At 39.1% G+C, this 13,763-nt stretch carries 13 protein-coding genes; 9 read left to right on the top strand and 4 right to left on the bottom strand.

Annotated features, from left to right (window positions below):
- Positions 1–68: 68 nt before the first annotated feature.
- Genes H5079_RS14455 through H5079_RS14445 form a run of 3 tightly spaced genes read left to right on the top strand, consistent with a single transcriptional unit; the run spans position 69 to position 3,078 of the window.
- Entirely contained in the window at positions 69–2,537 is a 2,469-nt protein-coding gene (locus H5079_RS14455; RefSeq protein WP_182684356.1) for a YdbH domain-containing protein, read from the top strand.
- A 2-nt stretch (positions 2,538–2,539) separates the two neighbouring features.
- Entirely contained in the window at positions 2,540–2,737 is a 198-nt protein-coding gene (locus H5079_RS14450; protein WP_011328985.1) for a YnbE family lipoprotein, read from the top strand.
- Between the two features lie 11 nt (positions 2,738–2,748).
- Entirely contained in the window at positions 2,749–3,078 is a 330-nt protein-coding gene (locus tag H5079_RS14445) for a YdbL family protein (RefSeq protein ID WP_182684355.1), read from the top strand.
- A 50-nt stretch (positions 3,079–3,128) separates the two neighbouring features.
- Here H5079_RS14445 and H5079_RS14440 read toward each other — a convergent pair whose 3' ends face one another.
- Together H5079_RS14440 and waaA are read right to left on the bottom strand one after the other, a co-directional pair.
- On the bottom strand, positions 3,129–3,677 hold the full coding sequence (locus H5079_RS14440; RefSeq protein WP_182684354.1) for a DUF1415 domain-containing protein: 549 nt from the start codon (positions 3,675–3,677) through the stop codon (positions 3,129–3,131).
- Complete coding sequence (gene waaA / locus H5079_RS14435) at positions 3,674–4,957, bottom strand: lipid IV(A) 3-deoxy-D-manno-octulosonic acid transferase (RefSeq protein WP_089368668.1); 1,284 nt, start codon at positions 4,955–4,957, stop codon at positions 3,674–3,676. The genes H5079_RS14440 and waaA overlap by 4 nt, the downstream gene beginning before the upstream one ends.
- Before the next feature lie 238 nt (positions 4,958–5,195).
- Between waaA and H5079_RS14430 the strand changes: the two genes are divergently transcribed.
- Positions 5,196–5,786 carry an SIS domain-containing protein gene (locus tag H5079_RS14430; RefSeq protein ID WP_011328981.1) on the top strand — a complete coding sequence of 197 codons (591 nt, stop codon included), beginning with the start codon at positions 5,196–5,198 and terminating at the stop codon, positions 5,784–5,786.
- Entirely contained in the window at positions 5,786–7,225 is a 1,440-nt protein-coding gene (gene hldE, locus H5079_RS14425) for a bifunctional D-glycero-beta-D-manno-heptose-7-phosphate kinase/D-glycero-beta-D-manno-heptose 1-phosphate adenylyltransferase HldE (protein ID WP_011328980.1), read from the top strand. Before H5079_RS14430 ends, hldE begins: the two co-directional genes overlap by 1 nt.
- Positions 7,226–7,328: 103 nt before the next feature.
- On the opposite strand, the gene H5079_RS14420 is transcribed toward hldE, so the two are convergent.
- Positions 7,329–8,834 carry a capsule assembly Wzi family protein gene (locus H5079_RS14420; protein ID WP_089368980.1) on the bottom strand — a complete coding sequence of 502 codons (1,506 nt, stop codon included), beginning with the start codon at positions 8,832–8,834 and terminating at the stop codon, positions 7,329–7,331.
- Positions 8,835–9,044: 210 nt separating this feature from the next.
- On the opposite strand from H5079_RS14420, the gene H5079_RS14415 reads away from it, so the two are divergent.
- Positions 9,045–10,115, top strand: a complete 1,071-nt coding sequence (locus tag H5079_RS14415) for a glycosyltransferase family 1 protein (protein ID WP_182684353.1) — start codon at positions 9,045–9,047, stop codon at positions 10,113–10,115.
- Positions 10,115–11,200, top strand: a complete 1,086-nt coding sequence (locus tag H5079_RS14410) for a glycosyltransferase (RefSeq protein WP_182684352.1) — start codon at positions 10,115–10,117, stop codon at positions 11,198–11,200. Before H5079_RS14415 ends, H5079_RS14410 begins: the two co-directional genes overlap by 1 nt.
- Positions 11,201–11,213: 13 nt before the next feature.
- Here the strand turns inward: H5079_RS14410 and H5079_RS14405 are convergent, their stop codons facing one another.
- The gene (locus H5079_RS14405; RefSeq protein WP_182684351.1) at positions 11,214–11,933 is read right to left on the bottom strand and encodes a 3-deoxy-D-manno-octulosonic acid kinase; all 720 of its coding nucleotides are present in this window, start codon (positions 11,931–11,933) and stop codon (positions 11,214–11,216) included.
- Between the two features lie 123 nt (positions 11,934–12,056).
- Here H5079_RS14405 and H5079_RS14400 point away from each other — a divergent pair, with 123 nt between their 5' ends.
- Positions 12,057–13,115, top strand: coding sequence for a glycosyltransferase family 9 protein (locus H5079_RS14400; protein ID WP_011328975.1), 1,059 nt, complete (start codon positions 12,057–12,059; stop codon positions 13,113–13,115).
- Positions 13,115–13,672 (top strand): D-glycero-beta-D-manno-heptose 1,7-bisphosphate 7-phosphatase, encoded by a 558-nt coding sequence (gmhB, locus tag H5079_RS14395; RefSeq protein ID WP_011328974.1) that lies wholly within the window; start codon positions 13,115–13,117, stop codon positions 13,670–13,672. Before H5079_RS14400 ends, gmhB begins: the two co-directional genes overlap by 1 nt.
- Positions 13,673–13,763: the final 91 nt, after the last annotated feature.

The following is a 13,763-nucleotide window of genomic DNA, read 5'->3' as shown; positions in this document are numbered from 1 at the left end:
AACCTAGAACCTAGAACCTAGAACCTAGAACCTAGAACCTAGAACCTAGCACTAATATTAAGGATAATATGTTTAAGCGTGTGAGTTTAATTATTAGCAGTTTATTACTAAGCATAATTTTGCTTGGTTATATATTTCGTTTGCCATTAGTCCAGTGGGCTATAACACCGCAATTAGAAAAAGCGGGTATTACACTCAGTTGCTTAGATTTTTCGGTTACAGCTCAATTAAATGTTCATGCCGACAAAGTATGCTTAACTTATCAAAATCAACAATTAGAGCTAATCGATATTACTGTAAATACAAAGCAAGTGATTGTTGAGCATGCAGTATTAAGTATAAATCCACTTCCCAAAAGTAATCAAAGTAGCTCCGCGGCAAAAAAACTTGCTCTCGCGCTGCCAGAAAAACGTCCATTAATTGCTATAAAACAGCTGGTAATAAAGAGTAATGACTTTAACAAGCCACTAAAAATAAATTTAGCAGAGCCGATTTTAAATCAATTTAATATAACAGGCGATATAAACGCTAAAGCAATTTTAGCTAATAATAAACTAACAGGGCAGTTTTCTGTTGATGACTCTCTGTTAAAGCAGCTTATAAATACCGAAAATACAGCCGTTGCAGGTATTAGCTTTAGTACTCAGCAAGTATTTAGCTTTGATGGTATTGAACTGCAGTTAAATGGCGATGTAAACGCACAGTTTGAATATGCTATGGAGCAGTGCCGGCTTGAAGCATTGGCTAATGGTAGGTTAATTATTGGTTTTAATTTAAATAGTAAATTAGTTGAGCTAGATTCGAGTTTGTTAAACAATAAATTAAATTTAACGCCTACGTGTAGCTCACTCGTTCCGCCGAGTGATTATGCTGATTTTATAGCTGAGCAAACCCCTTTAAATTGGCAGATTAAACTTCCTAAAGTGATTAGTATTACTAATAACCACCTTACTTTGCCAATGCTAAATATAATTAGCGAAGGAGATAATCAATTTGAAATAACTCTAATGGAGTCAGAGCTTAATTTTACCAACCTTTGGGCGGATTTTAAAAGCATGTTAGCGGTTAGTATAAGTACGCCAGATATTAAAAACATTGAGCTTAATGCAGAATTTAAAAATAACACACTTAAAGGTAATTATACTGTTGCGCTTAATTCACTTCCCGATTTTATTGCCAGTACTAGTAGTAATAAAATTAGCGCTAATAAAGTTAACGCCTCAGGGCAATTTAATTTAATAAATATAGTCGATGGAAAACCAAGTGGTAATGCTACAAGTAGATTAACAGCCGCAAAGGTTGATTTTGCACAACTGAGTGTAGAGCAATACGAAGGTCGCTTAACGGCACAGCTAGATGATGCTTTAAACGCACAAATAACACTAAAAACCCTATTTAAAACGTTAAAATATAACGAATTTAAATTAACAGATATAAGCAATACCATAACTGCTAAAGCAAATTTAAGTCATGGTGAATTATTTGCAGACCTTAGTGCTAATACAGTAATAAATAAATTTAATAGCCCTGTTATAAAACTCAATAATATAAAAGTTGCTTCTACAGGATTGCAAAGTCGCGCTCTAAAAGCATCACATCACGTATTTGTAAACGATATTGAATTAGCGGTAAACCATCATATATCGGCAGTGGAACATCCATTTGAAATAGTAGTACCTACACAAAGTATAGTGTTATTAAATACCTTTATTCATCAGTTTGAGCCATTAGCGCAGCTTACACAGGGAACGTTTAATGGCCGAATCAGCGGGGATGTAAATTTACAACATGCCTCGTTTGCAATGGAGTTAAACAACGTAAGTGCGCTTTATAACGATTACCTTGCTAGCGATTTAAGTAGCCAATTTGTTGGCGAATATAATTCAGGGCAGCTTAATGTAAAACCCACTACCTTTAACTTAAATGAACTAAGGGCTGGTGTTGTTATTAAAAACATTAAAGGGAACTGGCAGGTTAAAAACAATAATGCGCGTATGTTTGACATTGCAGGAGCGTTATTTGATGGTGAGTTTAGCCTTGATAAATACTCGCTTAATGACCTGCAGCAAGTTGCTAACGTTAAATTTAAAAACATTGATGCCAGTAAACTTATTACACTTGATGAACAGTCGGGGATTACGCTTTCAGGGCGTTTTGCCGGCACTTTGCCAGTGCACTTTAATAACACAGGTATTGAGGTAGTAAATGGCAGTTTAAGTAATCAAGGAACGGGTAAGTTAATGATTACTAATAACGCCGCATTTGATTCAGTTATGCAGCAGCAACAAGAGTTACAGCCTGTATTGGGATTACTTAAAAATCTTGATATACAAAAGCTTAATAGCAGTGTGGCACTTAAAAGTGATGGTTGGCTAAAGCTTGGCGTAAATTTGCAAGGTTATAATAAGCAAGCAGAGCAGCAAGTTAACTTTAATTATAATCATGAAGAAAATATATTTACTTTATTACGCGCATTGCGCTTAAGTGATGAAATTACACAAAAAGTTGAGCAACAATACTCACAAAAAGGAAACTAATGATGAAACAGTCGTTAAGCATAAAAGTACTTATTGTATTTGCAGCAATAAGTGCCCTTGGTGCGTGTACGCACCGAGTAGAGGTAGCTGCTAAAGAGCCTATTACAATTAATTTAAATGTGAAGGTTGATCACGAAATTCGTGTAAAAGTAGATAAAGAACTCGATAATTTATTTAGTGACGACAGTGAGTTATTTTAAGGAGCTAGGATATGAAAGTTAACAACAAATTAAGCATAATTACATTAGTTAGTGCTGTATGTATGTCTTTTTCGGTATGGGCTATTAGTTTAGATGATGCTAAAAGCCAAGGTTTAGTAGGCGAAGATAGCTCAGGCTATTTGGGTTTAGTGGTACAAAATGCAGAGGCTAAAGTGGTCGTTGATACCATTAATGCTAAGCGTAAAGCACAGTATTTAAAATTAGCGCAAAAAAATAACTTGTCACTGTCGCAAGTAGAGGCGTTAGCGGCGGCAAAAACAATCGAAAAAACTCAAAGAGGTCATTTTGTTGAAGTAAATGGTAATTGGGTTAAAAAATAACGAGTTATTTACTGTTATATGCTATTTACTGTTATATATAACCGAGCGCTTTAAGCGCTCGGTTTTTTACACCCTTCGAGTAACTGTTGCCAAAAATCGATACCCTTGCGCCTTGCTAAATTTATATTATGCTCAGGTATAGATTCGGGTTCGTTATAACTCTCAAGTGCTGCACTCATACTTGCTTCGCGAATTAAATGCAAAGTAGGAAAAGGGGAGCGATTAGTATAGTTTGCCGCATCGCTTGCATCGCTATCGGCAAATACATAATCGGGATGAAAATTAGCAATTTGATACTTACCTTCAAAACCTTGGGCTACTAACAGCGCGTTGGCTAAGTCAACCAAGTCTAAAAAGTCTTCAAAGTCGCAAAAGCCGTTATCAAACATAATAAGTGTGGTTTCGCGTGCAGCCTCTCGGTCAAGCTCAATACATTGCTCAAGCATGTCCATTACTGCATCGTCTATGCTGCTTGCAGGGCTTACAAAATAATGAATACAGTTATTTTCTACTTCTTTGCGGGCAAAGGGACAAAAGTTATATTTTACAATAACATTTGAAACCCATTCGCGGGTTTGGCTTATGGCTATGTAGGTCACGGTTTGGGCTCTAAATATTGATTAATAATGTTAAGTGTTTTTTGTATAGCACCTTGGTTATTGGCCACGCATTGCGCTGCTTTTTTACCTAAAGTTTGGCATGCTTTGCTGTTTTGATTTAATGCTATAAGTTGTTGTGTTAGCTCATCAGCATTATCAACCACAATAGCGCCTTTGAGCTTTATAAGCTCAGGGTAAATATGATCAAAGTTATAGGTATGGACTCCGCTGATAACGCCCACTGAAAATGCAGCTGATTCAAGTGGATTATGGCCACCACGGCGAATTAAACTGCCGCCAATAAAGCTCACATTAGCAGCGCCATATAAGTATTGCAGCTCGCCAAGCGTATCTGCTAACAAGACGTTTTCGTTATTATAATTATTATTGCTGCGACGACTAAAACTCAGTGTACTTTGCGTTAGTAAATCTGCAACCTTATCGAACTGTTCAGGATGACGCGGCGCTATTATGAGTAACGCATTGGGTTGTTTTTCTAATAGATTTTTATGAGCGCTAATTACCTGCTCATGCTCGATAGGGTGAGTGGAGCCTGCAACCCATATAAAGCGCTGCTCTAAATTATAAAGCTGTTTGAGTGCAGTTACCTTAGTTAGTTGCTCTTGGGTAGGTGTAATATCAAATTTTATTGAACCTGTAACTTTACTTTTATGTGGCTCAAGGCCAAGCTCTATAAAGCGTTTGGCGTCAGTTTTATTATGACTGGCTAATACAGTGATAGAGCGCATAATAATATGCGTTAGCTTAGCTACTTTTTGATAACCCTGTTGCGATTTTTCAGACAAGCGAGCGTTTAAAACAAGTACCGGAATATTTCTATTGCGACTACTTGCCATAAGGTTGGGCCACAGTTCAGTTTCTAAAATACACAGGGCTTGTGGCTTTACTCGTTTTAAAAATCGGGCGGTTGCAAATGGAAAGTCCATAGGTAAGTAGCAGCAGGCTACCGTGTTTTTAAACTGCGTAATGATTTGCTCACGACCAGTAGGGGTGTTGCACGTTATAAGTATATTTAATTTAGGGTGCGCTTTTTGTACTGCTTTGATCAGGGGGGTAGCGGCGAGTACCTCACCTACAGATGCACAATGCACTAGCAGCGGCTTATTGTTATTGGCAAATAAAGACTTGTCCACAAAACCAAAGCGCTGTTTAAAGTGCGCTCTATAACCTGGGTTTTTTTTACCGCGTAATACATATAAATAAAATACGATTAGTGGGCTAATAATCATTAATGCGAGTGAATAAAAAATGCGTGCCATACTAAGCTTTTATAAGGGTAAGTCGTCTTAGTTTAACGTGAAAATGATCAATTCTAAACACAGAAAAGATAAAATATGGTTTGTGTTCAGCTGCTACCCGATAAAATAATAATAACGCTATTCAAGTTAGCTCAAAATACCTGTTTCAGTAATATGTATATTGAGGTGATTTGGGTATAGATTTATGGAATAATGAAATTAATTTTTCCTGCCATTTCAATTCCTAGAGGAATTTACCATGTCAATTATCGATTCAGTAGCAACGAGTTACCTTGAGAGTTTAAATCGTCATTTAGCATTATTTGAAACGATGGAGGCTTATCATCAAGAGTCTATGCAATTGTTAGAAGTGTGCCATAGTGCATTACAAGCAGGCGGTAAGGTTGTTTGGCTTGGTAACGGTGGTAGTGCGGCCGATGCACAGCATTTAGCGGCAGAATTTGTAGTGCGTTATAAATTAGAGCGTGGTCCACTTGCATCTATGGCACTTACAACCGATACGTCAATTTTAACTGCGCACAGTAACGACTATCATTTTGACACTGTGTTTGAACGCCAAGTACAAGCCTTATGTAAACCAGAAGATTTAGTTATAGGGTTAACCACATCAGGTACAAGCGCCAATATTAATCTAGCGTTAGCAGCAGCGAATAAAATAGGGGCCTTTACCGTAGCATTAACGGGGCGTGATGGCGGTGAAGTTAAAAATATTGCCAAATTACCTATAATTATTAAAAACGATGAAACAGCGCGAATTCAAGAAGCACACATGTTTATTGGCCATTGGTTATGTGAAGCTATTGATATGGTAGTTGCGGAGCAGCAGTAATGGATTTATCGCTATTAAAAAACTTATCAGCCGCACGTATTTTGGTGGTTGGCGATGTAATGCTTGACCGTTATTGGTATGGTGATTCAGGGCGTATTTCCCCAGAAGCTCCGGTACCGGTAGTAAAAGTAAGTAAATTAGAAGACAAAGCCGGTGGCGCAGCAAACGTGGCTAAAAATATAGCCCGATTAGATGGTAAAGTAGGCCTACTTGGCTTAATAGGCGAAGATGAAGGTGGACAGATACTAGAAGGCATTTTAGAAGGTGAAAAAATAAATTCACAGTTAGTAAGTGTATGCGACTTACCGACAATTTCTAAAATGCGAGTGATTAGCCGTCATCAGCAAGTTGTACGGTTAGATCTAGAAGAGACGTTTACAGAGCAACACAGCCAGCTGTTATTAAACCGTTTAGAGCTAGTACTTGATGAGTACGATTTTATAGTATTTTCTGATTACAATAAAGGTTCATTGAGCCTGATTGAAAACATGATAAGCCTAGCTAAAAAAGCAGGGAAAACGGTACTCGTTGATCCTAAGTCGTCTGATTTACATTTATATAGAGGTGCAGACTACATTACACCAAATTTAAATGAGTTTAAATTAGCGGGTGGGCAAACAGACTCAGAAGAGGGCTTGGCAACAAGTGCGCGTAAGCTCATAAGTGACGCAGGCATAAAAGCAATGTTGCTAACGCGTTCAGAGCAAGGAATGTCGTTAATTAGTGCGACTGAAAAATATGATTTTGCCGCGCAAGAGCTTGAAGTCAGTGATGTAACCGGCGCAGGCGATACAGTTATAGCAACTCTAGCCGTGATGCTAGGGGCGGGAATGACACCTAAAAATGCGGTGGAAATTGCTAACTTAGCAGCGGGCATTGCGGTGAGTAAATTAGGTGCGGCCACAGTGTCGCCAGAAGAACTTAGTCGTAAGCTGGGTCAATATTTACATGCCACTGGTGAGCATTATCAAACTCCGTTTGACGATGTGCTGCAGCATATAGAGTTTGCAAAACAAAATGGCGAAACAATTGTATTTACCAATGGCTGCTTTGATATTTTGCATGCTGGGCACGTACGCTATTTAGCACAAGCAAAAGCGCGTGGCGATAGATTAGTGGTGGGGCTAAATAACGATGCGTCTATATCACGATTAAAAGGCGCCGATAGGCCAATTAATCCGCTAGATGAAAGAGCTATGGTATTAAGTGCACTTTCCTCTGTTGATTGGGTTATTCCATTTGGTAGTGCGGATGAAAATGACACACCGGCTAAATTAATTGAGCAAATTAGCCCAGATATTTTAGTTAAAGGTGGCGACTACACGGTTGAACAAATAGCCGGTGCTGAGCATGTACTGCTTCACGGCGGAAAAGTTGAGGTGCTTGAGTTTTTAGATGGTTGCTCAACTTCAAAAGTGATTAGTAAGATTAAGCAGTAATTACGACGGTTATTAATGAATTAAAAAAGGGATGAAAACAGTGTTTTCATCCCTTTTTATTTGCACTTATTATCCTAGTTTAGGATAGCCAAAAATCCCGAATTTAAAAGTTATATTCATATTTAGCAAATGCAGATGTGTCGTTTTCTGCTGCATCGTTATTTGATGCAAAAGCGCCTAGCGTTAAGCGCCCACCCATAGCAAGTTGCCTGTAACGTATTTCAAGCTGTTTACTGTTATAAGCTGTTTTAGTAATGGTATTGCCTAAATCAGGGTTATTAGGGTAGCGATCGCGGTTATCATTGTTGTAATCAACATCGCGTAATTTAACTTGCCAATCATCTCCATTTGAAAGCTGGCCTAGCACAGTTAGTACTAGTGATTGCGCGTCATTATCAAATGTTGAACCTATGGTACGGCCATGGTAGCGGTAACCAGATTTGTAATCTGAATGCTCGTAATAGCAGTTTTCACTGCTTGATTCAGCAGAGCATGTTACGCCCGTATCTATGTACTCTACATTTACTAATACGTTTTGATCATAAATACGATGAGTAGTTTGTACACCAAATAAATAGGCTCTGTCGACAGGTTTAAACTTTGAGCTGGCATCTTCACCAATGGTACTTGCATAAATTGCGTACGGTTGGCTAAATAAAGTGTCAGACCAGCGAATATCTATACCCGCAAGTTGATTACCAATCTTAGATTTTAATTCATCATCACAAGTAGTAGTGCCATCTATACAAGCTGCTTCACCTGTCACTATATCAATAAAGTCACTCGCTGAACTAGGTTGGCCATCGCCAGCCCATTGCGCTGACCAGCTCAGTGCAATTTCTAATTGCTGTAGTGGTCTAAAGTTAACGCGAGTACTCCACAGTAAAGCATCAGGAATTACACGAGTAGATTCTAACTGAGCCATTTGCGCGGTAAATCCCCATTGGCCTAACCAGCTTAGCCAAGGGGTTTCAAAGGCAGTGCTTTGCTCTCGAGTCACGCTCATTGCAGGCAATGGTTTAGCGTTGCCCGACATTATTAAACTATTATCAACCCCCGGGCCCCAAAACTGCTCTATGGCACCGGCTCTAAAAATCCAGTTACCTAAACGGTAAGCTATATAACTGCCATCAAAGGAGGTGTCATTACAGTCAGTAAGTGCTTGCTCATCTAGCACTATATCGTCTGCAGTTTTCCCAGTAACAAAACACTTTTTGCCATCATTGCGATAATTAACCGCTACTTTAGCGGCAAAACTGTCGCCTAAATAGGCGTAGGCAGCAGATGCTTCTGACTCTTGGGTATTAGTTGCGCCAAAACTGGTGGCAACAATAGTATCTGAACTTGCAAAAGCAGACAGTTGTACACTATGAGAGCCCGTATTTTCAGACTTGTAACGATGTTTTACCCGTAATAAAGCATCTTGCAAGTTTGGCGATAACTGGCCTAGGGGAGTGTTATCTACTTCACTTATAAAGCTCTTCCACATTAGAGGGTAAGTGGTTACCGGGGCTAAAATAACGCCAGCATCGGCTAAAAGTTGAATATCAGCTCTTAACCCATAATCATCTGGTTTTACCCATGGCTCTGCGTTAACCGGCGCGCTCATTGCGCAAAAAAGTGAAGACAATATAAAAATTTTGTTTCGCAAAGTTCAGATCCTTGTGATTTAAATTACCTTAAGTTTAGCAATCAAAGCACTTTATTGCAGTAACTAAATGGGCGCAGTAAGGCTAAAAATAAGATAAAAAGGGTCGCTATCTATCGCTAAAACTATGTGATTGATATACTGAGTGCCAAATCGGAAATTGAGATTGTAATGAGCAAAAAACGACTTTTATTTATTCCTGTATCATCACCAGAGGGTATTGGTGAATATATGCGTTCACTTTTGCTAGCGCAAACGCTAGAAAATGAATGCTCAGGGGATATAAATATCCACTTTATTTTAAATAAACATACGGCTTATGCTAAAAGTTGCCCTTTTGAAACCACACTTTTAGAGAGGTCGGCAACCAAAGAAACTAAAGCAGTTTGTCAATTTATTGAGCAATATAAGCCTGATGTGGTGGTGTTTGATTGTGCTGGTCGTGCTGAGCATATGAAAGCGGCAAAAAAAGTGGGCGCAAAAGTTGTTTTCATCTCGCAACATGAGAAAAAACGAGCCAAAGGATTAAAGCTTAATCGTATTGGTTTAATTGACGTGCACTGGGTAATACAGCCAGATTACTGCATCGAGCCACTTACATGGCTAGAAAAGCTTAAATTAAATACCTTTGCTTTAGCACCTCCGCATAATGTAGGTCCCTATACTGCGTTTGCCTCTGAGCAACAAAAGCAGCAAGTATTAAACGACTATGATTTAACAAAAAATGAATATTTTATAGTGAATGCAGGCTCAGGCGGACACACTTTAAACGGTCAAAATTGTGCTGATATTTATTTTCAAGCTGCACTGGCCATCACTCAACGTACCTCGCTAAAGGGGGTTGTTGTTTTTGGGCCCAATTACACCAAGCCGTTACCGCAAACTGATGAATTAATTTGCATACCAAGTCAGCAGGGTAGTGAGTTTTTGGCATTGTTAAGCCAAGCTAAAGTAGCGCTATTAAGTGCGGGCGATACATTATTACAAGCTATTGCGGTACAAACTCCTACAGTCGCTTGCGCTATATCAAAAGATCAAAGTAACCGTATTGCACGCTGCGTTACTACTGGCGTGGTAATAAAAGCTAAACTCGATATTTTAGACATAACCAATAAAGTAAATGAGATTATCACTGAACCTAATTATCAAAATATACTCAGTAACTACGCGTTATTTGCAAACGTGCATAGTTTTGATGTAATTAACCAAGGTGTAAAAGCATTATTATTTGGAAGTAAATAATGAATATAGTGATAGTAATTGATTCACTGGTTGGCGGTGGTGCTGAAAAAGTAATGCTTACTTTGGCTGAGCAAATAGCGACACTTAAACACAATGTGACTATTTTATCACTCGCTAATAGCGTTGAATACGATATCCCAAGTAACTTACAAGTTGAGAGCTTATTTACGGATAGAGCGTCGAAGGTTGACCGTTTTTGGCTACGAAAAGCAAGTGTCGCTAAACTAGAGTCGTGGTTTGAAAAAAAGAAAAGTGAAGTCGGGTACATTGACTTAGTACTGTCAAATTTAGATCGTAGTAATAACCTGCTTGCGCGTAGTAATGTCGAAAATATCCATTTTGTTATGCATAACTCAGTAAATGCTGAGCTAGCAAGGCAAAAAAAATTAGGGCCTCTTTCTTATTTATACCTTAAAAAAAGTAAACAAAATTTAAATGGTAAATCACTCATTTGTGTATCCAAAGGGGTTGAAAATGAAATTACCCAAGGTAACTTAATTACTCCAAGTGCGATCACTACAATTTATAACCCATTCGATTTAAAAAAAATCAATCAGCAAGCCAGTGAGCTAAACACTAACATTCCTAATGTGCCTTACCTTATTCATGTTGGGCGATTAGCCAAGCAAAAACGTCACGATATTTTATTCGCAGCGTTTGCTAAGTTAGATAAAAAGTACAAACTAGTACTGTTATGTAACAAACCGACAAAGGCATTAAAACTTGCACAGCAATATGGAATTGCAGAGCAACTGATTGTGCCAGGGTTTGAGCAAAATCCGTATAATTGGATAAAACATGCCAAAGCGCTAGTATTAAGCTCAGATTTTGAAGGCTTGCCAACGGTATTAATAGAAGCACTTGCAGTAGGTACACCAGTGGTGAGCACTAACTGTACTTTTGGCCCCAGCGAAATACTAACAGGTGCGCTAAGTAAGTATTTAGTGCCAATACAGCAAAGTGAGCAGTTAGCACGTGTAATTGAACAAGTGCTGGCAGATAAGCCAAACGTTACAAATGCAGCTATTTTACAACAAGTAAACGCAGAGCAAGTGGCTGCCAAGTACTTAGCTTTAGCTAACTAGCAGCTAAAGTAAGTTAGCGCTTAAGCTTTGTGTAACTGGCATACAAGGCTTGCCAGTCGCTGGCTTGCCAGTTAAACACAGGGTTGCGGCCTTGTTCTTTTAAAAACGAGCGCTTTAGGCGTTCCATATTACTTTGTTGCCATTGTAAGGCGGGCGGTTTAATTTCGCCGCGATCAAAGTCAATAATATATACTTGGCCAGTGTCATTAAATAAAATATTATTAATGTTTAAATCTGCGTGGTATACGCCTTTACGGTGAAAGAGCGCAATGGTTGTTGCTATACTTGTTAATTCAGATTCAGTTAAAGCACGCTCAACAAGTATATCCAGTACACTTTTGGCACCTGTTACCGCCTCGGTAATAATATCACCGCGGTAAATTAACCCGCTTCGAGTCACTTTTGCAGCAATGGGAGTTGGTACATTTAAGCCAAGCTCAATTAACTGCGCCATTAAGGCAAACTCTTTATATACTCGCGTTTGCTCAAAGCCTAAATACAAGTATTGGTCACTGAGTAATTTACCGACCAAGCCACCGCGCCAATAATGTCTTAGCACAGCGGTTAGTTCATTATTTTTAAAAAACCACGCCATTGCGCGGCCTTTTTTAGCACCCACTATTTTATTTTGTTGCTGCCAGTAGTCGGCATTAAACCAGTTTAAATTAACCTGATTTTCATAACTAGGGTGGCTCAGCAGAGTATGCTTACCTTGGACGTGTTGTTTGAACATAGCTCACGGGTATTACTTAAATATGCGCCTATGTTAGCGCGTTTTAAAGCCGAGGATAAGTACTTGCAATAGCGCGATTATAATTTAAGATCGGGTTTTACTATTTAATGCCCAAGGAAACGCGTGACTTCAGTGCCTAACTACTCCTCTATTTGTATTTTACGACTCTCTGCTATTGGCGATGTATGCCATGCTGTGAGTGCAGTACAAGCGATTCAAAAAGCGCATCCTAATGCAAAAATCACTTGGGTTATTGGCAAAGTAGAAGCTATGTTATTGGCTAACTTACCCGGTGTTGAGCTGGTGGTGTTTGATAAAAAACAAGGCCGCGTAGCACTGAAAAATTTAAAGCAAACTTTTAAAGGGCAAAACTTTGATGTACTGCTTAATATGCAGGTGGCATTAAGGGCCGGGTTTGTTGCACGTTGTATTCCTGCAAAAGTTAAAATAGGCTTTGATTGGGCGCGCTCAAAAGAACTGCATAGCCTATTTATAAATAAACGCATTGCAGCGCAGCCACATGCGCACGTGTTAGAAGGGTTTAAAGGCTTTGCTAAAGCCATTGGCGTAAATGATTATCAGCCAAGTTGGGAAATGCCTTATACACAGCAAGATCAAAACACAGCCGATGAATTACTCACTGCAGAATATTTATCTAATAAGCTGTTTGTTATCTCTCCAGCAGCAAGTAAAGCGCAGCGTAATTGGCTTCCCGAACGTTATGCCGCGCTTGCTGATTATGCCCATCAGCAGGGATTTAAAGTGGCCTTGACCGGCGGCCCTACCGAGCTGGAAATAAACCTTGCCAATAATATTATTAAACACAGCCAACACAGCATTTTAAACCTAGTTGGTAAAACTAAGCTTAAAGAATTGTTGTGCGTGTTAAAACGCGCCAGTGTAGTACTAGCCCCAGATACTGGCCCTGCCCATATGGCAGTAACGGTAGGCACTCCTGTTATTGGGCTATATGCCCATTCAAACCCAGCGCGTACAGGGCCGTATTTATACCAAAACTATGTGGTTGAGGTATATCATCAAAACTTGCTTAAACAAACGGGTAAAACAGCGCAGCAGCTGCCTTGGGGCACACGTATTAAAGGTGACGATTTAATGAGCCAAATTACCATTGATGCGGTAAAAGCTATGTTTGATCATGTTGTGCAAAAAGAGTCGTTATAATGAATCAATCACAAAAAAATAAAGCGCTATTTTTAGATAGAGATGGCGTAGTAAACGTTGATCATGGCTATGTGTATCAAAGTGAGCGGTTTGAATTTATCGAAGGAGTATTTAGCACGTGCAAGGCATTTTATGATGCCGGTTATAAAATTATTATTGTAACTAATCAGTCAGGTATTGGCCGTGGTTATTACACCGAGGCTGACTTTATAGCACTGACCAGCTGGATGAAAGCACAGTTTAGCGCACATCAGATATTGATAAGCGACGTTTATTTTTGCCCTCATCATCCTAAAAATGCATTGCCTGAGTATTTAAAACAGTGCGCTTGCAGAAAACCAGCCCCTGGTATGCTACTACAAGGTATTAGTGAGCATAATATCGATCCGCAGCAAAGTATTATGGTAGGCGATAAAAAAAGTGATATGCAAGCTGCAGAACAAGCTGGCATTGCCACGCGCGTATTGGTGCACTCTGGCCAGCAGTTTGATGACAGCGCCAAACAAACTGCAGATTTTATTTTCAATTCAATTAATGATTTACCAGCACTTTTATAAATTTAAATACGCCCCCCAATTCAGGCACTGTAAACTGGCAGGAATTGCTGCCAAATTTATAATTTGCGATGAACTGCAAACAGTGCATTTT

It is taken from the genome of Pseudoalteromonas sp. SG44-5, assembly GCF_014164175.1.
Lineage (GTDB): Bacteria > Pseudomonadota > Gammaproteobacteria > Enterobacterales > Alteromonadaceae > Pseudoalteromonas > Pseudoalteromonas nigrifaciens.
The sequence above is the reverse complement of the archived record's forward strand: the minus strand, read 5'-3'. Positions and strand labels throughout refer to the sequence as shown.

Bases quoted from the DNA above. Each gene is read 5' to 3' on its own strand.
- H5079_RS14455 (WP_182684356.1), top strand. From the start codon at position 69: ATGTTTAAGCGTGTGAGTTTAATTATTAGCAGTTTATTACTAAGCATA.
- H5079_RS14450 (WP_011328985.1), top strand. From the start codon at position 2,540: ATGAAACAGTCGTTAAGCATAAAAGTACTTATTGTATTTGCAGCAATA.
- H5079_RS14445 (WP_182684355.1), top strand. From the start codon at position 2,749: ATGAAAGTTAACAACAAATTAAGCATAATTACATTAGTTAGTGCTGTA.
- waaA (WP_089368668.1), bottom strand. From the start codon at position 4,957: ATGGCACGCATTTTTTATTCACTCGCATTAATGATTATTAGCCCACTA.
- H5079_RS14430 (WP_011328981.1), top strand. From the start codon at position 5,196: ATGTCAATTATCGATTCAGTAGCAACGAGTTACCTTGAGAGTTTAAAT.
- hldE (WP_011328980.1), top strand. From the start codon at position 5,786: ATGGATTTATCGCTATTAAAAAACTTATCAGCCGCACGTATTTTGGTG.
- H5079_RS14420 (WP_089368980.1), bottom strand. From the start codon at position 8,834: ATGAGCGCGCCGGTTAACGCAGAGCCATGGGTAAAACCAGATGATTAT.
- H5079_RS14415 (WP_182684353.1), top strand. From the start codon at position 9,045: ATGAGCAAAAAACGACTTTTATTTATTCCTGTATCATCACCAGAGGGT.
- H5079_RS14410 (WP_182684352.1), top strand. From the start codon at position 10,115: ATGAATATAGTGATAGTAATTGATTCACTGGTTGGCGGTGGTGCTGAA.
- H5079_RS14405 (WP_182684351.1), bottom strand. From the start codon at position 11,933: ATGTTCAAACAACACGTCCAAGGTAAGCATACTCTGCTGAGCCACCCT.
- gmhB (WP_011328974.1), top strand. From the start codon at position 13,115: ATGAATCAATCACAAAAAAATAAAGCGCTATTTTTAGATAGAGATGGC.